The following is an 18,473-nucleotide window of genomic DNA, read 5'->3' as shown; positions in this document are numbered from 1 at the left end:
CTGCCGTTTTATTGTGCACTGCACATTAAATCTTCGTAATGACGGGTTTTGGCCCTTTTTCGCCTTCGGCATCCTCTATTATCTGGCAAAAGCGCGGCAATCGGCTGCGAGTTGAGCTAGACTACGGCCACCGGATAGCGGCGTGTCGGATCGAGAGGCCTTTTGTCGATGCGCGGAAAGATCGTATTTGCGGTGATCGCTGCAGCCTGCGTTGCCGCGGCGTGGCTCTATCTTTCGCCCAGCGCAATGAGCGATCTTCAGCATCTGCTGTCGGCGAAGCAGACGGCGGCGGACAAACCCGCTGCAGCGGCAAGTGCCGCGCGTTCGACTTCGGTGGTTGCCGGCACCGCCTCGACGGCCGATTTTCCGGTCCGGCGCTATGCCATCGGCTTCGTGTCCTCTCCTGCCGTGGTCAGCATCAACGCACGGGTCTCGAGCCAGATCGTCGCAATCGCGGTCAAGGACGGACAGATGGTGAAGGCAGGCGACCTTCTGTTCTCGCTGGACGATCGCTCGTTGAAGGCGCAATTGGCACGCGATCAGGCGACGCTCGCAAAAGATCAGGCGCTGCTTGCCAGCGCTACGGCCGATCTTCTGCGGGCCAAAAATCTTGTCGCCAGGCAAGCCGGCACACAGCAGACCTACGATCAGGCTGTCGCGGCGCAGAAATCCGCAGCGGCCACCGTCGACGCCGACAAGGCAACGATCGATGCCGACCAAATCCAGCTTGGCTTCGCCACGATCAGGGCGCCTATCTCCGGCAGGCTTGGCGCGGTCAGCGTCGCCGTCGGCGATCTCGTCACCACCAGCAACAGCAGCAGCACGTCGATCCCGCTGGTGACGATCACGCAGGTCGACCCGTTGCAGGTGAATTTCAATCTCCCCGAAAGCGATCTTGCGTTACTGCACAAAGCGCTGGCGGCGCCGCAGCAAGGCGCGGTGACGCTGACCAAGGATGGTGACCCGAAGCCGATCGGCAGGGGAACCCTGGATTTCGTCGATTCCTCCGTCGATACCGCGTCCGGCACGATCGCAACGCGGGCCAGCGTGCCCAACGCCGATCTTTCGCTGTGGCCGGGCCAATATGTCAATGTCGTGCTCGATGCCGGCATTATGCCGCAAATGACGTCGGTTCCGACGGTTGCCGTCCAGCCCAGCCAGAAGGGACCGTTCGTCTATGTGATCAAGCCGGACAACACCGTTGAAATGCGGCCGGTGCAGGTCGCGCTGACAGAAGGCGCCAACACCGCGATCAGCCAAGGATTGAAAAGCGGCGAGCGTGTCGTCGTCGAAGGCCAGACCAAGCTGAAGAACGGTGCGGCGGTGCGCGAAGGCAAGGCTTCGACCGGCACCGGCGACCAGGCGGCTCCGAAGGTCGCCGAGGCTGACCGGACGGGCGGAACACAGCCATGATTTCCGAATTCTGCATCCGCAGGCCGGTCGCCACGCTGCTCATGTCGTTCGCTCTGGTTCTGGGCGGGCTATTTGCTTACAAATTCCTGCCGGTGGCGGCACTGCCAAGCGCGGAATTTCCGGTGGTCAACGTCTCGGCCTCGCTGCCCGGGGCCTCGCCGGAAACCATGGCGACCTCGGTGGCAACGCCGCTCATCAAGCAGTTTGCCACCATCGCCGGCATCGATTCGATTTCGACGACCAACTCGCTCGGCTCGACCTCGATCGCCATTCAGTTCGTGCTCAACCGCGACATAGACGCCGCCGCCGCCGACGTGCAGGCGGCGATCGCACGCACGCAACGACAATTGCCGCCGGAGATGACCAGCCCGCCGAGCTATCGCAAGGTCAATCCAGCCGACGCGCCGATCCTGCTGATGTCGCTGGTCAGCGACACCATTCCGCTGACCGATCTCGATGCCTTTGCCGAGAATGTGATTTCGCCATCGCTGTCGACGATCGATGGGGTTGCGCAGGTTTCGATCTACGGCCAGCAAAAATATGCCGTACGCGTCCAGATCGATCCGACGGCGCTCGCCGCTCGCGGGATCTCGATCGACCAGCTGCAGACGGCCATTGCCTCGGCAAACAGCAACACGCCGCTCGGCGTGCTCAAGAACAACAAACAGCAGCTGACGATCACCGCGAACACGCAGCTGACCAACGCGGCGGGATTCTCCAACATCATCATCGCAACCAAGAATGGCCATCCGGTGCGGCTCGGCGAGGTGACCCGCGTCATCGATTCGGTCGAGACCACGACGACGGCAAGCTGGTATGACGGCACCCGCGCCATCATCATGGCGGTGCAGCGTCAGCCGGATGCTAATACCGTCGACGTCGTCGACCGCGTCAAGGCGATGCTGCCTTCCTTCGAGGGTCAGATGCCGGCGGCGGCGAGCATCCAGTTGCTCAACGACCGCTCGACGTCGATCCGCGAGGCGGTGGACGACGTGCAATTCACGCTGCTGCTCACCATCGCGCTGGTGGTGATGGTGATCTTCCTGTTCCTGCGCCGGGTGACGGCGACGGTCATCCCGGCAGTGGCGGTGCCGATTTCGCTCATCGCCACGCTGGGTGTGATGTACCTGTTCGGCTTTTCCATCGACAACGTCTCATTGATGGGGCTGACGCTGGCGGTCGGCCTTGTCGTCGACGATGCCATCGTCATGCTGGAAAATATTTTCCGCCATATGGAGGAGGACGGGCTCTCGGCCCTCGAGGCGTCGCTCAAGGGCGCGCGCGAGATCGGCTTCACCATCATCTCGATCTCGATCTCGCTGGTCGCCGTGTTCATTCCAGTGCTTTTGATGGGCGGCGTGATCGGGCGCATCTTCAACGAATTCGCGGTAGTGGTGACGGTCGCCATCCTGGCGTCGATGTTCGTCTCGCTGACGCTGACGCCGATGCTGTGCTCGCGGCTGTTGTCATTATCGAAAGCCGAGCAGAAAGCAGCGCATGGCGGGGACCACCGACAAAACGTCTTCATGCGGGGCTATGACAGGCTGCTGACATTCTGCCTGCGCCACAATTTCCTTGTCTTCCTTGTCTTCCTCGTGACCGCCGGGCTGTCGGTATGGCTGATCCAGATCTCGCCGAAGGGCTTTTTCCCGCAGGAGGATATCGGCCAGGTCTCGGTGACGACCATTGCGCGCCAGGATATTTCGTTTGACGCCATGGTGAAGCTGCAGGGGCAAGTGGCGGATGTCTTCACCCATTCGCCCTACGTCGCGCATGTCGGCTGGTCGGCGGGCAGTGGAAGCAATGCGCTCAACCAGGGCCAGCTGTTTGTCCAGCTGAAAGACAAGGACCAGCGACCGAACATCGACAAGGTGCTTTCGGACCTGCGGCGCCAACTTGCCAACGTGCCCGGCATCGAAACCTACATGCAGCCGGTGCAGAACCTGCGGCTCGGCGCGCGTTCTTCGGCGAGTGCCTACCAGCTTGCCGTGCAGGGCCTCGATACCCGCCTGACGAACGTCTGGGCGCAGAAGCTGACGGACGCGATGGCTGCCGACCATGCCGCCTTCACCGACGTCACCAATGACCTGCAGAACAATGCGCTTCAGGCGACGCTGGTGATCGACCGCGACAAGGCAGCGACGCTCGGCGTCGATACCGATACGTTGCGCTCCAGTCTCTATGGCGGTTTCGGCACCCAGCAGGTGTCGACCATCTTCGGCTCGGCTGACAGCTACGACGTGATCATGGAGCTCGATCCGAAGATCGAGTGGTCGCCCGAGCGGATGCTCGCCATCAAGGTGAGAACGGCGAGCGGCAGCCTGGTGCCGCTCGGCGCGTTCGCCCGCGTCGATCGGACCGCCGGTGCTTTGACCGTCAACCAGCTCGGCCAGCTCCCGGCAGTGACCATCTCCTACAATCTGCCGCAGGGCGTGGCCCTCGGCGACAGCGTGAGCCACATCAATGCGCTGAAGGAAAAGATCGGCATGCCGCCGACGATCTCGACCACTTTCTCGGGCACGGCGAAGACCTTCCAGGATTCGCTTTCCAACCAGGGACTGCTGATCGGTGGCGCGATCCTCACCATCTATATCGTTCTCGGCATGCTCTATGAGAGCTTCATCCATCCGCTTACCATCCTGACCGGGCTTCCGTCGGCGGTGCTTGGCGCGCTGGTGGCACTGCGGCTGGCGGGGATGGACCTGTCGGTGATCGCGGTGATCGGCATCCTGATGCTGATCGGCATCGTCAAGAAGAACGGCATCATGATGATCGACGTGGCGCTCGAGCTTAGGCGCGAGGGGATGTCGCCTGTCGAATCCATCCACAAGGCCTGCCTGATGCGCTTCCGACCGATCATGATGACCACGCTTGCCGCGCTGATGGGTACCATCCCGATCGCGCTCGGCACCGGCGCCAGTGCGGAACTGCGCCAGCCTCTCGGCGTGGCGGTGGTCGGCGGTCTGGTCGCCTCGCAGGCACTGACGCTGTTCGTCACGCCCGTCATCTACGTCTACATGGAGCATTTTTCCGGCTGGCTGGTCAGGCTGTGGGCGCGGCGCCGGGGCGAGCCGAGGCCGGTCGAAGCGGTCGACCAGCCATCACTGTTCGACGAGGAGGAAGAACCAGTGCCGCAAAAGGCGGCAGCCGAATAGCGCTGGCCCAAGCCGTGGTGCTTGCGGCCGGGGGTCCGCGATCGTAATTTGACGCCATGCCGCATAATCACCACCATGACAACGAGCTTGATCCTTTTGCGGCGCGCGTGCGCGCGCTGGAGACGATTCTCACCCGCAAAGGCCTGATCGATCCGGCGGCGATCGATGTCATTGTCGACACCTACGAGACCAAGATCGGGCCGCGCAACGGCGCAAAGGTGGTGGCGAAAGCCTGGGTTGATCCCGCGTTTGCCGCATGGCTGAAGTGTGACGCGACGGCAGCAATCGAATCGCTCGGCTACACCGGCCGGCAAGGCGAGCACATGCAGGCGGTCTTCAACACGGCCGACACGCACAACCTCGTCGTCTGCACGCTATGCTCCTGCTATCCGTGGTCGGTGCTCGGCCTGCCGCCGGTCTGGTACAAGGCGCCGCCCTACCGTTCGCGCGCAGTGATCGATCCGCGCGGCGTGCTCGAGGAATTCGGGCTGATCTTGCCGGCGACGACAACAATCCGGGTGTGGGATTCGACCGCCGAGCTGCGCTATCTGGTGGTGCCTATGCAGCCAAGGGGCACCGAGGGCTGGGAGGAGGCACGGCTCGCCGATCTGGTGACGCGCGATGCCATGATCGGCACAGCGTTGGCGCGGGAGCCGGCATGAACGGACCGCAGGACCTCGGCGGCCAGATGGGTTTCGGGCCGATCGCGCCCGAACCGGACGAACCCTATTTCCATGCCGATTGGGAAAGGCGGGCGCTGGGCGTGACGTTGTGCGCCGGCGCCATGGGCGCTTGGAGCATCGACGAGAGCCGGCACGCGCGGGAATCGCTGCATCCAGCGGATTATTATGCCTCCAGCTACTACCAGATATGGATCAAGGCGCTGGAGGTGCTGCTCAAACGCCATGGTTTCGTCGGCGACCGCGACCTGGCCACGGGCGACGCAGTCGACCCGGCAGCGACACCCAAACGGGTGCTGAAGGCTAAAGATGTTCCGGCGGTGCTGGCCAAGGGCGGGCCTTGCGACCGGACGGTCGCTACGCCGGCGCGGTTCAAGGCGGGCGACACTGTGCGTACGAAGAATTTCCATCCGACGGGCCACACCAGGCTCCCGCGCTATGCACGCGGCAAGCAAGGTGTCGTCGAGGCTGTGCGCGGCGGCTTTGTTTTTCCCGACACAAACGCGCACGGCCAGGGTGAAAACCCGCAATGGGTCTATACGGTGGCCTTCACCGGCAGCGAAATCTGGGGCGAGGGCGCCGACCCGACACTTGTCGTTTCGATCGATGCCTGGGAGGGCTACCTTGAGCCGGCGTGAGACGAGCTCAATCGCCGATATGCCGCCAGCCGGTGTCGAGGCGCCTGTGTTTGCCGAGCCGTGGCAGGCAGAGGCCTTTGCCATGACGGTAGCACTGCACGATAACGGGTTGTTTTCGTGGAGCGAATGGGCGGATGCTTTGTCGGCAGAGGTGAAGCGGCCGGGCGCCGCGCGCGACGGTCGCGATTACTACGAGCACTGGCTGGCGGCGCTGGAAAAGCTGCTGTCGGCCAAAGGCATTGCCGGCAAGAAAGACGTCGACACCATTGCCGCTGCCTGGGAACGCGCCGCGCATGCAACGCCGCACGGCAAGCCGATCCTGCTGGAGAACGATCCACAGCGGGCTGGGTAAGCTGCGGTCGCCTGGTTTGTTCTCTTTACGTTCCGGTTCGTCACTGATAATCCTGTCGCAGCGGCGCAGTTGCCGGCAGTGATATTGATGGTGATGACACTCACCTTGTCTTTCCCTCGCGAATCCGGTCTGTCGCGCTGATGGAATTCTCTCCTCAACAGGACGAGGCGCTGAAGGCAGTGGCCGGCTGGCTGAAAGCCGGCAAGCCGCAGCTGTTCCGGCTGTTCGGCTATGCCGGCACCGGCAAGACGACGCTGGCGCGCTATTTCGCCGAGCATGTCGACGGCCAGGTGCAGTTCGCCGCGTTTACCGGCAAGGCGGCGCAGGTGCTGCGTTCCAAGGGCGCGGTCAATGCCCGTACCATCCATTCGCTGATCTACCGGCCGAAAGGCGAGGAATCGGTAGCGGACGAGGTGACCGGCAAAACCTCGATGTCCCCGACCTTTTCGCTCAACCGGCAGAGCCCGATCTCGCGAGCCAAGCTCGTCGTCATCGACGAATGCTCGATGGTCGACGAGCAGCTTGGCCGTGACCTGATGAGCTTCGGCACGCCGATCCTGGTGCTTGGCGATCCCGGCCAGTTGCCGCCGATCTCCGGCGGCGGCTTCTTCACCGACCACGAGCCGGACATTCTGCTCACCGAAATCCACCGCCAGGCGCGCGACAACCCGATCATCAGGCTGGCGCTCGACGTGCGCGAGGGCCGCGAGTTCATGCGCGGCGACTATGGCGCGGCGCAAGTGATCGGCAAGGAAGACGTCACCCAGGAACTGGTGCTGAAGGCGGACCAGGTGCTGGTCGGTACCAACCGCACGCGCCGCCGCTATAACCAGCGGCTGCGCGAGCTGAAGGGGTTCAACGCCGATTATCCGCAAGCCGGCGACAAGCTGGTCTGCCTGCGCAACGATCCGGCCAAGGGACTGCTCAACGGCTCGCTGTGGAAGGTGATGACCTCGTCGCGCGAGACGGTCAAGCCCGGCATCAATCTTCTGGTTTCGCCGGAGGAAGACGACCCGGATCGCGGCGTCGCCAAGATCAAGCTGCTCAAGGCGGCGTTCGAAGATCCGGACGCCGACATTCCCTGGCAGCAGAAGAAGCGTTTCGACGATTTCGACTATGGCTACGCGCTGACCGTGCACAAGGCGCAGGGGTCGCAGTGGAACGAGATCGTGCTTTTCGACGAAAGCTGGGCGTTCAAGGAAACCCGGCAGCGTTGGCTCTACACCGCTATCACGCGCGCGGCCGAACGGCTGACGATCGTCCGATAGGCCGCATCAGCGCTGGGCGATCGGGTTGGCGCCAAGCCATTCCCAAGCGGCGGCCTCGTCCTTGGCCTCGAAATGCCGGAGTTCGACAGGCACAGAGGCAGGCAGAAAGGCTCTTGCCTCGGCTATCCAGTTCGGCTCACCGACCGCGGCGCAGCGGCTGATATGCTCCACTGCATGAGCTATGCCCTGTTCGATCGTGTCGTCCGACACGTCGGTCCAGTCGACACCCTCATGATCGATCAGGCGCACCAGCACGTCGATTTTCGAGTGCAGCGCGTAGGCCGCTTCCAGCAATCCAAACAGGTTTTCGGCGTCGGCCGCTGCGACATGGCCGACGACATCGATGGCGAGGAGGTCTTCGCGATCGGTATCGATGCGGCGGATCGCAGGCACGACATCGAGAAAATTCAACAGGCAACTCCTTGCGCTCGATTTTCTTCGTTCACCTTGGAACACCTGAAACCCTCTGTCTGTTCCGCTTAAAGGCGGTATAGATGCGCGCCGAGATCAGCCTGGAACCGTGCAAATGCCTGCAAAGCTTTCCGTCAACCTCAACGCCATCGCCATGCTGCGCAACCGGCGGGACCTGCCGTGGCCAAGCGTGACCGGGCTCGGACGCATTGCCCTTGCCGCCGGCGCGCATGGGCTGACGGTGCACCCGCGACCCGACGAGCGGCACACCAGGCATTCCGATCTGCCGCAGATCAGGGCGCTGATCGACGACGAGTTCCCGAATGCCGAATTCAACATCGAGGGCTATCCGACCGAGGAGTTCCTGGCGCTTGTCGAAAAGCATCAGCCCGAGCAGGTGACCCTGGTGCCCGACGACCCGGCGCAGGCGACTTCCGATCATGGCTGGAACTTCGCCGCCGAGGCTGCGTTCCTGACACCGGTTGTCAAGCGCCTGAAGAAGGGAGGCTTTCGCGTGTCGCTGTTTTCCGATCCTGACCCCGATGGCGTGAAAGCCGCTCGCGACACCGGCGCCGACCGGATCGAACTCTATACGGGTCCATACGGCAGCTATCATTCCGATTCGGCAAAAGCGGCGAAGGAATTGGAGAAATTGGGAAAGACGGCGGATGCCGCACTGGCCGCAGGGCTCCAGGTCAATGCCGGGCACGACCTTGTGGTGAGCAATTTGCCGGCACTGGCCAGGCGCATCCCGGCATTGGCCGAAGTGTCGACCGGGCATGGGTTGACAGCCGATGCGTTGGAGTATGGCATGGCTGGAACGGTCAGGCGGTTTCTGAAGGCTTGTGGCTGGTAGAGAGAGGCGAGCCGATAGCCCTGGGTCCCCGGCATGGCAGCGCGCCCTTTCCATCCCCGCGGCATAGAGCACCGAACGTCTATGGGAGTGTCGTCCATGGCCCTTGCCAACGCTGGTAGCGAGGCAGAACCCATCGAGCAATCCAGCCACTCCACCGTCGAGCAGCACAGCACCAAGGTGCTGATGCTGGGCGCGCTGGGCGTGGTTTACGGCGATATCGGCACCAGCCCAATTTACGCATTTCGGGAAGCGCTGCACGCGTCGTCGGGACCGGTAGCGCGCAACGACGTCCTCGGCGTGCTGTCGCTTATCGTCTGGGCGCTGACGATCATCGTCACGATAAAATACGTCGCTTTCGTGCTCAGAGCCGACAACAAGGGCGAGGGCGGCACGCTGTCGCTGATGTCGCTTGCGCGTAGTGCTTATCCAAAGGGAGCCCGGTTCATTCTGGGGATCGGACTTTGCGGCGCGGCGCTTTTTTTCGGCGACGCGATAATAACGCCCGCCATCTCCGTGCTTTCGGCTGTCGAGGGCCTGGAAGTGATGGCTCCGACGCTCGAAACCTTTGTCGTTCCGATCACTCTTGTCATCCTGGCAATGCTCTTTGCCGTGCAACGGTTCGGCACCGGCAGGGTGGCGGCCGTGTTCGGGCCGGTGACGGCAGCGTGGTTCCTGGCCATCGGTGCCGCCGGGGTCTACCATCTGCTTGACGATCCGTCGGTCCTGCTGGCGGTCAATCCCTATTACGCGGTCGCTTATCTGGCCAATACGCCCACCGGCGCTTTCGTCACAGTCGGGGCGGTGTTCCTGGCGGTCACCGGGGCCGAAGCCCTCTATGTCGATCTCGGCCATTTCGGGCGCAGGCCGATCGTGCTGGCATGGTTTGCTGTCGTGTTTCCTTGTTTGCTCCTCAACTATTTCGGACAAGGCGCGTTCGTTCTTGCCAACGGCGGCAAACCCACCAATCCATTCTTCCAGATGCTGCCGGATTGGGCGCTAATGCCCATGGTTGGGCTGGCCACGGCAGCGACGGTGATCGCCAGTCAGGCGGTGATCTCCGGCGCTTTCTCACTGACCCGTCAGGCGGTGCAGCTCAATCTGCTGCCACGTATCGAGGTGCAGCATACTTCCGAGATGCAGTCCGGCCAGATCTACATGCCGCGGGTCAATCTGGTGGTCGCGCTGGGCGTGATGTTGCTGGTGGTCGGCTTTGGCAGTTCGAGTTCGCTGGCTTCCGCCTATGGCATTTCGGTGACTGGCGAAATGCTTATGACGACCATCCTGCTGTTCGTGGTGATGCGGTTCCGGTGGAAATGGCAGCTTGCACTGGCGGCCGTGCTCACACTGCTGTTCGGCACGATCGATACCGGATTTTTCCTCGCAAACGTCGTCAAGATCCTCGAAGGTGGGTGGGTGTCGATCACGGTCGCCTGCGGCATGGGGCTGATCATGTCCACATGGATCCGCGGCACCCGCTATTTGTTCGACAAGACCCGCCGGAACGAGATCCCGCTGGATTTCCTTGCCGGCAATCTGCTGAAGAAGAAGCCACATCTGGTGTCGGGCACCGCGGTGTTCCTGACCAGCGATCCGCTGAGCGCGCCGACGGCGCTGATGCACAGCCTCAAGCACTACAAGGTGCTGCATGAGCAGAACGTCATCCTTTCGGTGGTGACGGCGCCGCAGCCTGTCGTGCCCGACAGCGAGCGGGTCAAGATGGAGACCGTCAACGAGCTGTTCATGCGGGTGACGCTGACCTTCGGCTACATGGAGCAGCCCAACATTCCGCGCGCGCTGGCGATCTGCCGCAAGCAAGGCTGGAAGTTCGACATCATGACGACCTCCTTCTTCCTGTCGCGGCGCTCGCTCAAGGCCTCGCCCAATTCCGGCATGCCGGTCTGGCAGGACAAGCTGTTCATCGGGCTGGCGCGCTCGGCGGCCGATGCAACGGAATATTTCCAGATCCCGACCGGACGCGTCGTCGAGATCGGGACGCAGGTGGCTATTTAAAAACGTTTCCGTTGCGACATTCCAGGTAGTCTGCCGATGGGACTGGGTCTGCCAGGTCGTGGAGGACTCGCAATATCGGGACGGAGCCATTACGTGACGGCACTTGATATTGCAGCGCAGCAAGCGTAGAGCACCGCGCGCTTATCGGAGTGTCGTCTATGGCCCTTACCAGTACTGGTAACGAGGCAGAACCGGTCGAACAATCGAGCCATTCTGAGGTCGAGCAGCACAGCACCAAGGTGCTGATGCTGGGCGCACTCGGCGTGGTTTACGGCGATATCGGCACCAGCCCGATCTATGCTTTCCGCGAGGCCTTGGTGGCATCGTCGGGGGGCGAAGTCGCCAACCGTGGCGACATCCTCGGCGTGTTGTCGCTGATCATCTGGTCACTGACGATCATCGTCACCATCAAATATATCATGTTCGTGCTCAGGGCCGACAATCGCGGCGAGGGCGGTGTGCTGTCGCTGATGGCGCTGGCGCGCAACAGTTTCCCGACCCGCTCGGCGGTGATCCTCGGCATCGGCATCGTCGGTGCCTCGCTTTTTTTTGGTGACGCAGTCATCACGCCGGCGATCTCGGTGCTGTCGGCGGTCGAAGGCATGAACGTCGTCACGCCGACCTTCCAGCCCTATGTGGTGCCGCTGACGCTGGTCATCCTGGCGATTCTGTTTTCGGCACAGCGGTTTGGAACCGGCGGCGTCGCCCTGATCTTCGGCCCGATCACGGCAGTCTGGTTCCTGGCCATCGGCCTTTCCGGTCTCAACCACATCATCGCCGATCCGGAAATCCTGCTGGCAGTCAGCCCGCATTACATCGTCGCGTTCCTGATCAATTCACCAGACGTCGCCTTCGTGACGATCGGCGCCATCTTCCTCGCCGTCACCGGCGCCGAGGCGCTTTATGCCGATCTCGGCCACTTCGGCCGTAGGCCCATCGTGCTCGCCTGGCTGGCCATCGTGTTCCCTTGCCTGCTGCTGAACTATGCCGGGCAGGGCGCATTCGTGCTGGCGAAAAACGGAGTGGTCGGTCATCCCTTCTTCGAGATGAACGAAGGCTGGACGCTTATTCCGATGGTCGTTCTCGCCACCGCTGCGACCGTCATCGCCAGCCAGGCGGTGATCTCCGGCGCTTTCTCGCTGACCAGGCAAGCGGTGCAGCTCAACATGCTGCCGCGCCTGGAAATCCTCCATACGTCGGAAAGACAGTCCGGCCAGATCTACATGCCGCGCGTCAACATGCTGCTGGCGCTGGTGGTGATGCTGCTGGTGGTCGGCTTTGGCGAATCCAGCAAGCTTGCGTCAGCCTACGGCATTTCGGTGACCGGCAATATGCTGGTGACGACGGTGCTGCTGTACGTGATCATGAGCCGCATCTGGAAATGGCAGCTCTGGCTGGCCATCTCCCTGACAGTGGTATTCGCGTTCATCGACATTGGCTTCTTTGCCTCGAACATCGTCAAAGTGTTCGAAGGTGGCTGGGCTTCGCTGGCGGTGGCCTTCACCATCGTGCTGGCGATGTGGACCTGGATCCGCGGTAGCCGCTATTTGTTCGACAAGACCCGCCGGAACGAGATCCCGCTGGATTTCCTTGCCGGCAATCTGCTGAAGAAGAAGCCGCATTTGGTGTCGGGCACCGCGGTGTTCCTGACCAGCGATCCGCTGAGCGCACCGACGGCGCTGATGCACAGCCTGAAGCACTATAAGGTGCTGCACGAGCAGAACGTCATCCTTTCGGTGGTAACGGCGCCGCAGCCTGTCGTGCCCGACAGCGAGCGCGTCAAGATGGAGACCGTCAACGAGCTGTTCATGCGGGTGACGCTGACCTTCGGCTACATGGAGCAGCCCAACATCCCGCGTGCGCTGGCGATCTGCCGCAAGCAGGGCTGGAAGTTCGACATCATGACGACCTCCTTCTTCCTGTCGCGGCGCTCGCTCAAGGCCTCGCCCAATTCCGGCATGCCGGTCTGGCAGGACAAGCTGTTCATCGGGCTGGCGCGCTCGGCGGCCGATGCAACGGAATATTTCCAGATCCCGACCGGACGCGTGGTCGAGATCGGGACGCAGGTGGCTATCTGAACAAATGGTCGTGCCCTTCCAAGGGCACGGCCATTTGTCAGGCTCAGCTCACCAGAGCCGCCTTGTTTGCCTCAAGAAATTGCTTCAGCGGCCGCGGCTTCCTGCCGGACAGCGTCTCGATCGCGTCCGTCACCATGCTGATGCGGCCGGAGCGGGTGTTGGTGTCGAAGGAAACGGTGACCGGGGCGAAACCTTCGGGAACGCCGGCAGCCTTCAATCCCCCGGTGAGCGCTTCGTCCGAAAGCTGGACGACCTCGATCGGCCTGCCGGTAACTTCGGTGACGAGGGCCGCGATTTCAGCGACCGTATAGGCCTGCGGACCCGTCAGCGTGTATGTCGTGCTTTCGGTTGCCCCCGATGCGAGACCGGCGGCGATTGCCGCGGCCATATCGTCGCGCGCGCCATGGGCAATACGGCCGTCTCCGGCGGATGTGTACCACTGCCCCGAGGCGATGGCGTGCGGCAGCGCCATGAACAGGTTCTCCTGGTACCAGCCGTTGCGGAAGATGGTGTAGGGAATGCCGCTCGCCTTGATCGCCTGCTCGGTGCCGTGGTGATCGGGCGCAAACAGCACCGGCGATCCTGGCTCCGGATTGGGCATCGATGTGTAGAGCAGATGCGAAACGCCGGCGCTTTTTGCGGCCACGACCGCGGTCTCATGTTGCTTCAGGCGCTTGCCCGGAAGGGCAAGCTCGTTTGTCGAAATGATCAGAACTCTGTCCGCGCCGGTAAATGCACTGGCCAACGATGCGGTGTCGTCGAAGTCGGCCGCCCTGAGAGTGACGCCGCGCGCTGCCAGATCGGCCAGATTTTCCGGATTGCGGGTGGCGGCGATGATGCGCTGAGGGGAGATCTTGAGCGTGTCAAGCAGATGATTGATGACGCCGCGGCCAAGCTGGCCGGAGGCGCCGGTGACAAGAAGGGTGTCGGTCATGAAGGGTCCTGACGTTGCGCCGGAGCGGCGGGTGCGTATGTTAGTCTCAAAAAGAGACCAGCACTAAAATAGGAATTGACCCATCCTCGTAAAGAAGGCAGTTTTGCGGGAGGTAGGCACACCCAGGGAACCAGCCATGGACGGCAAGATCGTCAATCTGAGATCGAAACTCGAGATCTACAAAGCAGGCAGCGGTGGCGGAAACCTTGCGGATTGTCCGGTTCGCGACGTGATCCAGGGGATCAGCAACAAATGGAGTTCGCTGCTGATGGAGGCCTTGGCCGAGAAGCCGTACCGCTTCGGCGAGTTGCGGCGCCTCGTGCCCGATATTTCACAGCGCATGCTCACCCAGACGTTGCACGATCTGCAGCGCGACGGCTATGTCCATCGCCAGGTCTTCCCGACCAAGCCGCCGAGCGTCGAATATAGCCTCACCGATCTCGGGCGCTCGATGTTTGGACCCTTGCATCAGCTGATCCAATGGGCCGAGCTCAATCACGGCGCTGTACGCGAGGCGCGGAAGGTTTTCGATGCTGCCGAAGGCTGAGCCTCCAGGCCGAGACGGCGCCTTGATTTAGCGACAGCGCTGAAGGATTGTCCGGCCTGGGTTGGGCGGGCAGATGGGCAATTCTCTGGACATCGCGATTGCCGGCGCCGGGCCGGCTGGACTTGCCGCCGCGCTCTATCTCAAGCGCGCCGGACATAGGGTCACGATCTTCGAGCGCTTCGACCAGCCAAAACCGGTCGGGTCCGGGCTGATCCTGCAGCCGACCGGGCTGACGGTGCTTGCCGATCTCGGCCTGCTCGAAGACATTCTGGCGCTGGGCTGCCGCATAGACCGCCTGCATGGTGCAGATGCCAAGACCGGCCGCACAGTGCTCGACGTCCGCTACGATGCCTGGCATGGCGGCCGTTTCGGGCTGGCGGTACATCGCGCGGCTCTGTTCGGCGTGCTTTTCCGCGCCGCCCGGCGCCAAGCGATCCACATCGAGACAGGTATCGAGCTTGAGACGCTGGAAACCGGCGAACGGGCAACATTGATCTGCGGCAACGGACGACGGATGGGGTCGTTCGACCTAGTAGTGGATGCCAGCGGTTCACGCTCCAAACTGCGGCGGTGCGTGAACAATCCGGGCGAACCGCGATCGCTCGCCTATGGCGCTTTCTGGGCATCGCTTGGCTGGCGCGGCGAGGGTTTCGACGAGCACGCGCTGCTGCAGCGCTACGACAGGGCAAGCGTGATGATCGGCGTGCTGCCAATCGGCCGGCCCGAGCCGGATGCCCAGAAGATGGCGGCATTCTTCTGGAGCCTCAAGCCGGCGGATGCCGAGTACGTCTGGGCGGCAGGTCTCGAGGCATGGAAGGCGAGATTGGTCGGGCTGTGGCCTGAATGCACGGCCTTCATCGAGCAGATCGACAGTTTCGAGCAGCTTTCGCTGGCGCGTTATGGCCATCACACGATGAGGACCCCAGCCGGACGGCGATTGGCTGTTATCGGCGATGCGGCCCATTCAGCGAGCCCGCAGCTCGGCCAGGGCGCGAACATGGCGCTGCTCGATGCAGCCGCGCTCAACTACGCACTCATAGGAACGGACCGTATCGATACTGCACTGGAGGCCTATGTCCGGACGCGGCGATGGCATGTGCGGGTCTTCCAGGCGCTGTCGCTGGTGCTGACGCCGTTTTATCAGTCGGATTCGATTGTGATGCCGTTCGTCCGCGACAGGCTGGTGGCGACGCTGGCAAAAGTCCCGCCGGCGCCGCAGTTTCTTGCTTCCATGGTTACAGGAACGGTGATCAATCCATTCAAGCCGATAGGGCTTGCGGAAGCGCTATGGCCGGATCGCCTTGGCGGATGATTTCCGCAAGGTGCGAACCCTTAGCCTGCAAGAATGCATGGAGGCGTTGCGGATAATCGGGAGCGACCGCGCCCTTCACGGATGGGCGTTTGCGCAACGCCTCGCGCCACACCTGGACATGCGGCTTTCCGTCCAGGATGCCGAAATCGCCGATCCGGTCGAAGACGTCGAAATAGCGGAAAATCGGGCCGTAGACCGCGTCGACCAGTGAAAAGCGCTCGCCGTCGAAGCATGGCCCAGCCGCGCCATTCGCCCGTTCCACTTCCAGGCGATCGAACATTGCCGATAGCGTCTCGCTTTCAGCGAGCAGCGCGGCTTCCGTAGGCGCTGAATAGAAGCGGGCGACGGCATTGAGGATTGCCGAGCCGAACTCGATCCAGGCGCGATGCCGGGCACGGACATAGGGGTCGGTGGGATGCAGTGGATTTGGCTGGGTTTCCTCGAGGAATTCGAGGATGACCGCCGATTCGAAGATCACCGTTTCCTGGCCGTCATGCTCAACGCGAAGCAGCGGCACCTTGCCGAGCGGTGATATCGCCTTGAACCAGGCAGGCTTGTTGGCGAGATCGACCGTGATGCGTTCGAACGGCACGCCCTTTTCGCGAAGTGAAATCGCCGCGCGCTGCACATAGGGACAAAGATGGTGGCTGACGAGGATGAGCTTACCGGTCATCTCACTCTCCCCAGACATAGTTCAAGGCGCCGTCCTCGATGCGGGTGGAGAGGAACATCAGGCGGGAGCCCTTCGGCGCCGGGCCTTCGAGGCGATCACCGTTCGCCATGTCGAACGAGGCGCCGTGCCACTGGCAGACGAGCTTGCCGTCCTTGCAGTCGAGCGGACCACCGAAATGCAGGCAGACGTTGGCGGCAGCGCGGATACGCTCGCCGCTGCGGTAGACATGGACCTCGCGGCCGAAGAACGGAGCGATCAGGCTGCCTGTTTCCGGAACGTCGGCGATCCTGCAGATTTCATACTTCATCGGAATTTGCCTCTCGTGATTGATGCGACTGCATCTATATAGATGCATTTGCATCGATCGTCAAGCTTGATGCAGTTGCATCTATCCCCTACGATGCAATCATGACCGGGATTCCTACACCTCCAGCAATCAAAGCCTGGGCCCGCCTGATGCGGGTTTCGCGCCAGTTGTTGGAAAGAGCCGAGGACGCGCTGAAGGACAGTGGCCTGCCGCCGCTTGCGTGGTACGACGTCCTGCATGAGCTTGCCGAGGCGGGCGAGGGCGGATTGCGGCCGTTCCAACTCACCGAGCGCACCCTGTTTGCGCAGTACAACATCTCCCGGCTGCTGGCGCGGCTGGAAGCCGACGGGCTGGTCGAGAAGCTTCCCGTTGCCGATGACGGCCGCGGGCAAACCGTCCGCGTCACCGACAAGGGGCGCGAGACGCGTCGCCGCATGTGGGCCGTCTACGGCCGCTCGATCGCGGAGTTGGTCGGCTCCCGGCTTTCCAATGATGAGCTCGATGCGCTGTCAGCTCTGCTTGGGCGCCTGCGAGTTCCGCCCGCCCTGGAGTGACACGCCTTCATGGCGAAGATGCGCCGATTTGCGAGGTCAGGCACTGCCCCAGAGGAATGCCAATGTCGCCAGAACGCCAAGCCCGACGCGGACCATATGCAAATTGCCCCATTTGACGATCAATGTCCGAGCTTCAGGATTGATGGTGTTCGCGTCCATCGCCTCCAGCAACCTATTTGCCGGCATCATCACCAGCAGCGTCCATGGCCAAGGCAGGATGATCAGCACGGCGCCGGCCAGATAAGCGAAATTGGCTGTCAGCCACCACGCGACGAGGCCTAGAATACAGGCGATGACGGCGATCGAGGCCTGCATGGCTGCGCCGCGCTTGTAGGAAGGCTGCCATTCCTGCAGCAATGCTTTGTCCTCGAGGCGAAGCCGCGCCGGCTGTTCGGCTACGCTGACGTAGATAGCCGCGCCTGCGAACACTGCGGTAACGGTCAAGGCAAGCAATCCGGCGAGCATGATCCGTGTCTCCCGTGATGCCCCGCATGGAGCAAGCTACAGAAATAAAGACTTGCGCCGGGTCGGGCAATACGCCATAAAGCCGAACCGTAACGTACGGTACGCTATCGAGCTCCCATATGAACTGCGGGCGAGTTCGCCTCCTGAGGAAAGACTGTGTTGCACGCTGTGACCGACATCGACACCAGCGAGACGCTGACGGAGCGGCAGAAAGCCGTGCTCGACGCTGCCCTTCGCCTGCTGGTCGAAGAGGGCGATCAGTTGACCATGACCGCGGTGGCGCGGCGGGCGAGCTGCTCTAAGGAGACGCTCTACAAATGGTTCGGCGATCGCGACGGGCTGTTGACGGCAACGGTGCAATGGCAGGCGTCCAAGGTGCGGGTAGTGCCGGTTGATCGCAAGGGGCTCGACCTTGCTTCGCTGACGGCGAGCCTCGAACGCTTCGCTTCGGACTGGCTCAAGGTAATTTCGAGCGACACCTCGATCGCGCTGAACCGGGTGGCGGTCGGCCATGCTAGTTCGGGGAAAGACGATCTCGGCGCCATCGTGCTGGAGAACGGCCGCTTCGCACTGGCCAGGCGCCTTAAGCCGGTGCTCGAGGCAGGCAAGGAAGCTGGTTTCCTCGAGTTTTCCGATGCTGAGACGGCGTTCCGCACCTTTTTCGGGCTGGTCGCCCGTGACGTGCAGATCCGCCTGCTGCTTGGCGATCGGCTGGAATTGACTGATGCGGCGATCGGCGGCGATGCCGTCCGGGCGACGCAGCAGTTTCTAGCTCTTTACGGGGCAAAAACCGGGCCGCAAGGCCTCTGAATTCAAAACG

General features: G+C 62.4%; 18 protein-coding genes. 13 read left to right on the top strand and 5 right to left on the bottom strand.

Features of this window, described 5'->3' with window-relative positions; translation table 11 throughout:
• Positions 1 to 168: 168 nt before the first annotated feature.
• The 6 genes from NKH98_RS06750 (at position 169) to NKH98_RS06725 (ending at position 7,506) form a co-directional block, all read left to right on the top strand.
• Positions 169 to 1,413, top strand: a complete 1,245-nt coding sequence (locus tag NKH98_RS06750; RefSeq protein WP_352897288.1) for an efflux RND transporter periplasmic adaptor subunit — start codon at positions 169 to 171, stop codon at positions 1,411 to 1,413.
• Positions 1,410 to 4,568, top strand: coding sequence for an efflux RND transporter permease subunit (locus NKH98_RS06745; protein WP_352897287.1), 3,159 nt, complete (start codon positions 1,410 to 1,412; stop codon positions 4,566 to 4,568). Before NKH98_RS06750 ends, NKH98_RS06745 begins: the two co-directional genes overlap by 4 nt.
• Positions 4,569 to 4,624: 56 nt before the next feature.
• A complete protein-coding gene (gene nthA / locus NKH98_RS06740; protein WP_352897285.1) occupies positions 4,625 to 5,230 on the top strand; it encodes a nitrile hydratase subunit alpha in 606 nt (201 codons plus the stop codon).
• A complete protein-coding gene (gene nthB / locus NKH98_RS06735) occupies positions 5,227 to 5,886 on the top strand; it encodes a nitrile hydratase subunit beta (RefSeq protein ID WP_352897284.1) in 660 nt (219 codons plus the stop codon). The genes nthA and nthB overlap by 4 nt, the downstream gene beginning before the upstream one ends.
• A gap of 19 nt (positions 5,887 to 5,905) precedes the next feature.
• Positions 5,906 to 6,238 carry a nitrile hydratase accessory protein gene (locus tag NKH98_RS06730; protein WP_352808234.1) on the top strand — a complete coding sequence of 111 codons (333 nt, stop codon included), beginning with the start codon at positions 5,906 to 5,908 and terminating at the stop codon, positions 6,236 to 6,238.
• Positions 6,239 to 6,378: 140 nt separating this feature from the next.
• On the top strand, positions 6,379 to 7,506 hold the full coding sequence (locus NKH98_RS06725) for an ATP-dependent DNA helicase (RefSeq protein WP_023720791.1): 1,128 nt from the start codon (positions 6,379 to 6,381) through the stop codon (positions 7,504 to 7,506).
• A 6-nt stretch (positions 7,507 to 7,512) separates the two neighbouring features.
• On the opposite strand, the gene NKH98_RS06720 is transcribed toward NKH98_RS06725, so the two are convergent.
• Entirely contained in the window at positions 7,513 to 7,917 is a 405-nt protein-coding gene (locus NKH98_RS06720; protein WP_352897282.1) for a SpoIIAA family protein, read from the bottom strand.
• A gap of 115 nt (positions 7,918 to 8,032) precedes the next feature.
• Between NKH98_RS06720 and NKH98_RS06715 the strand changes: the two genes are divergently transcribed.
• The 3 genes from NKH98_RS06715 (at position 8,033) to NKH98_RS06705 (ending at position 12,861) form a co-directional block, all read left to right on the top strand.
• Positions 8,033 to 8,773, top strand: coding sequence for a pyridoxine 5'-phosphate synthase (locus NKH98_RS06715; protein WP_352897281.1), 741 nt, complete (start codon positions 8,033 to 8,035; stop codon positions 8,771 to 8,773).
• Between the two features lie 96 nt (positions 8,774 to 8,869).
• Positions 8,870 to 10,783 carry a potassium transporter Kup gene (locus NKH98_RS06710; RefSeq protein WP_352897280.1) on the top strand — a complete coding sequence of 638 codons (1,914 nt, stop codon included), beginning with the start codon at positions 8,870 to 8,872 and terminating at the stop codon, positions 10,781 to 10,783.
• A 158-nt stretch (positions 10,784 to 10,941) separates the two neighbouring features.
• The gene (locus NKH98_RS06705) at positions 10,942 to 12,861 is read left to right on the top strand and encodes a potassium transporter Kup (protein WP_352751385.1); all 1,920 of its coding nucleotides are present in this window, start codon (positions 10,942 to 10,944) and stop codon (positions 12,859 to 12,861) included.
• Positions 12,862 to 12,904: 43 nt separating this feature from the next.
• Here NKH98_RS06705 and NKH98_RS06700 read toward each other — a convergent pair whose 3' ends face one another.
• Entirely contained in the window at positions 12,905 to 13,795 is an 891-nt protein-coding gene (locus NKH98_RS06700; protein WP_352897278.1) for an SDR family oxidoreductase, read from the bottom strand.
• Positions 13,796 to 13,931: 136 nt separating this feature from the next.
• On the opposite strand from NKH98_RS06700, the gene NKH98_RS06695 reads away from it, so the two are divergent.
• Positions 13,932 to 14,342 carry a winged helix-turn-helix transcriptional regulator gene (locus tag NKH98_RS06695; protein WP_352466906.1) on the top strand — a complete coding sequence of 137 codons (411 nt, stop codon included), beginning with the start codon at positions 13,932 to 13,934 and terminating at the stop codon, positions 14,340 to 14,342.
• A 73-nt stretch (positions 14,343 to 14,415) separates the two neighbouring features.
• Positions 14,416 to 15,654 (top strand): FAD-dependent oxidoreductase, encoded by a 1,239-nt coding sequence (locus NKH98_RS06690; RefSeq protein ID WP_352897276.1) that lies wholly within the window; start codon positions 14,416 to 14,418, stop codon positions 15,652 to 15,654.
• Here the strand turns inward: NKH98_RS06690 and NKH98_RS06685 are convergent.
• A complete protein-coding gene (locus tag NKH98_RS06685; protein ID WP_352897274.1) occupies positions 15,602 to 16,327 on the bottom strand; it encodes a glutathione S-transferase family protein in 726 nt (241 codons plus the stop codon). The genes NKH98_RS06690 and NKH98_RS06685 overlap by 53 nt on opposite strands.
• A gap of 1 nt (position 16,328) precedes the next feature.
• On the bottom strand, positions 16,329 to 16,634 hold the full coding sequence (locus tag NKH98_RS06680) for a Rieske (2Fe-2S) protein (RefSeq protein WP_254820707.1): 306 nt from the start codon (positions 16,632 to 16,634) through the stop codon (positions 16,329 to 16,331).
• 101 nt (positions 16,635 to 16,735) lie between these two features.
• Between NKH98_RS06680 and NKH98_RS06675 the strand changes: the two genes are divergently transcribed.
• The gene (locus tag NKH98_RS06675; protein ID WP_352509627.1) at positions 16,736 to 17,188 is read left to right on the top strand and encodes a MarR family winged helix-turn-helix transcriptional regulator; all 453 of its coding nucleotides are present in this window, start codon (positions 16,736 to 16,738) and stop codon (positions 17,186 to 17,188) included.
• Positions 17,189 to 17,224: 36 nt separating this feature from the next.
• Here the strand turns inward: NKH98_RS06675 and NKH98_RS06670 are convergent, their stop codons facing one another.
• Positions 17,225 to 17,653 carry an anthrone oxygenase family protein gene (locus NKH98_RS06670; protein WP_352897272.1) on the bottom strand — a complete coding sequence of 143 codons (429 nt, stop codon included), beginning with the start codon at positions 17,651 to 17,653 and terminating at the stop codon, positions 17,225 to 17,227.
• A 156-nt stretch (positions 17,654 to 17,809) separates the two neighbouring features.
• Here NKH98_RS06670 and NKH98_RS06665 point away from each other — a divergent pair, with 156 nt between their 5' ends.
• Positions 17,810 to 18,463, top strand: a complete 654-nt coding sequence (locus NKH98_RS06665; protein WP_352897271.1) for a TetR/AcrR family transcriptional regulator — start codon at positions 17,810 to 17,812, stop codon at positions 18,461 to 18,463.
• The last annotated feature ends 10 nt before the right edge of the window (positions 18,464 to 18,473 follow it).

Source organism: Mesorhizobium sp. M0833 (genome assembly GCF_040319905.1).
Taxonomy (GTDB): domain Bacteria; phylum Pseudomonadota; class Alphaproteobacteria; order Rhizobiales; family Rhizobiaceae; genus Mesorhizobium.
The sequence above is the reverse complement of the archived record's forward strand: the minus strand, read 5'-3'. Positions and strand labels throughout refer to the sequence as shown.

Coding starts and splice junctions, on each gene's coding strand:
- NKH98_RS06750 (WP_352897288.1), top strand. CDS start 169: ATGCGCGGAAAGATCGTATTTGCGGTGATCGCTGCAGCCTGCGTTGCC.
- NKH98_RS06745 (WP_352897287.1), top strand. CDS start 1,410: ATGATTTCCGAATTCTGCATCCGCAGGCCGGTCGCCACGCTGCTCATG.
- nthA (WP_352897285.1), top strand. CDS start 4,625: ATGCCGCATAATCACCACCATGACAACGAGCTTGATCCTTTTGCGGCG.
- nthB (WP_352897284.1), top strand. CDS start 5,227: ATGAACGGACCGCAGGACCTCGGCGGCCAGATGGGTTTCGGGCCGATC.
- NKH98_RS06730 (WP_352808234.1), top strand. CDS start 5,906: ATGCCGCCAGCCGGTGTCGAGGCGCCTGTGTTTGCCGAGCCGTGGCAG.
- NKH98_RS06725 (WP_023720791.1), top strand. CDS start 6,379: ATGGAATTCTCTCCTCAACAGGACGAGGCGCTGAAGGCAGTGGCCGGC.
- NKH98_RS06715 (WP_352897281.1), top strand. CDS start 8,033: ATGCCTGCAAAGCTTTCCGTCAACCTCAACGCCATCGCCATGCTGCGC.
- NKH98_RS06710 (WP_352897280.1), top strand. CDS start 8,870: ATGGCCCTTGCCAACGCTGGTAGCGAGGCAGAACCCATCGAGCAATCC.
- NKH98_RS06705 (WP_352751385.1), top strand. CDS start 10,942: ATGGCCCTTACCAGTACTGGTAACGAGGCAGAACCGGTCGAACAATCG.
- NKH98_RS06700 (WP_352897278.1), bottom strand. CDS start 13,795: ATGACCGACACCCTTCTTGTCACCGGCGCCTCCGGCCAGCTTGGCCGC.
- NKH98_RS06695 (WP_352466906.1), top strand. CDS start 13,932: ATGGACGGCAAGATCGTCAATCTGAGATCGAAACTCGAGATCTACAAA.
- NKH98_RS06690 (WP_352897276.1), top strand. CDS start 14,416: ATGGGCAATTCTCTGGACATCGCGATTGCCGGCGCCGGGCCGGCTGGA.
- NKH98_RS06685 (WP_352897274.1), bottom strand. CDS start 16,327: ATGACCGGTAAGCTCATCCTCGTCAGCCACCATCTTTGTCCCTATGTG.
- NKH98_RS06680 (WP_254820707.1), bottom strand. CDS start 16,634: ATGAAGTATGAAATCTGCAGGATCGCCGACGTTCCGGAAACAGGCAGC.
- NKH98_RS06675 (WP_352509627.1), top strand. CDS start 16,736: ATGACCGGGATTCCTACACCTCCAGCAATCAAAGCCTGGGCCCGCCTG.
- NKH98_RS06670 (WP_352897272.1), bottom strand. CDS start 17,653: ATGCTCGCCGGATTGCTTGCCTTGACCGTTACCGCAGTGTTCGCAGGC.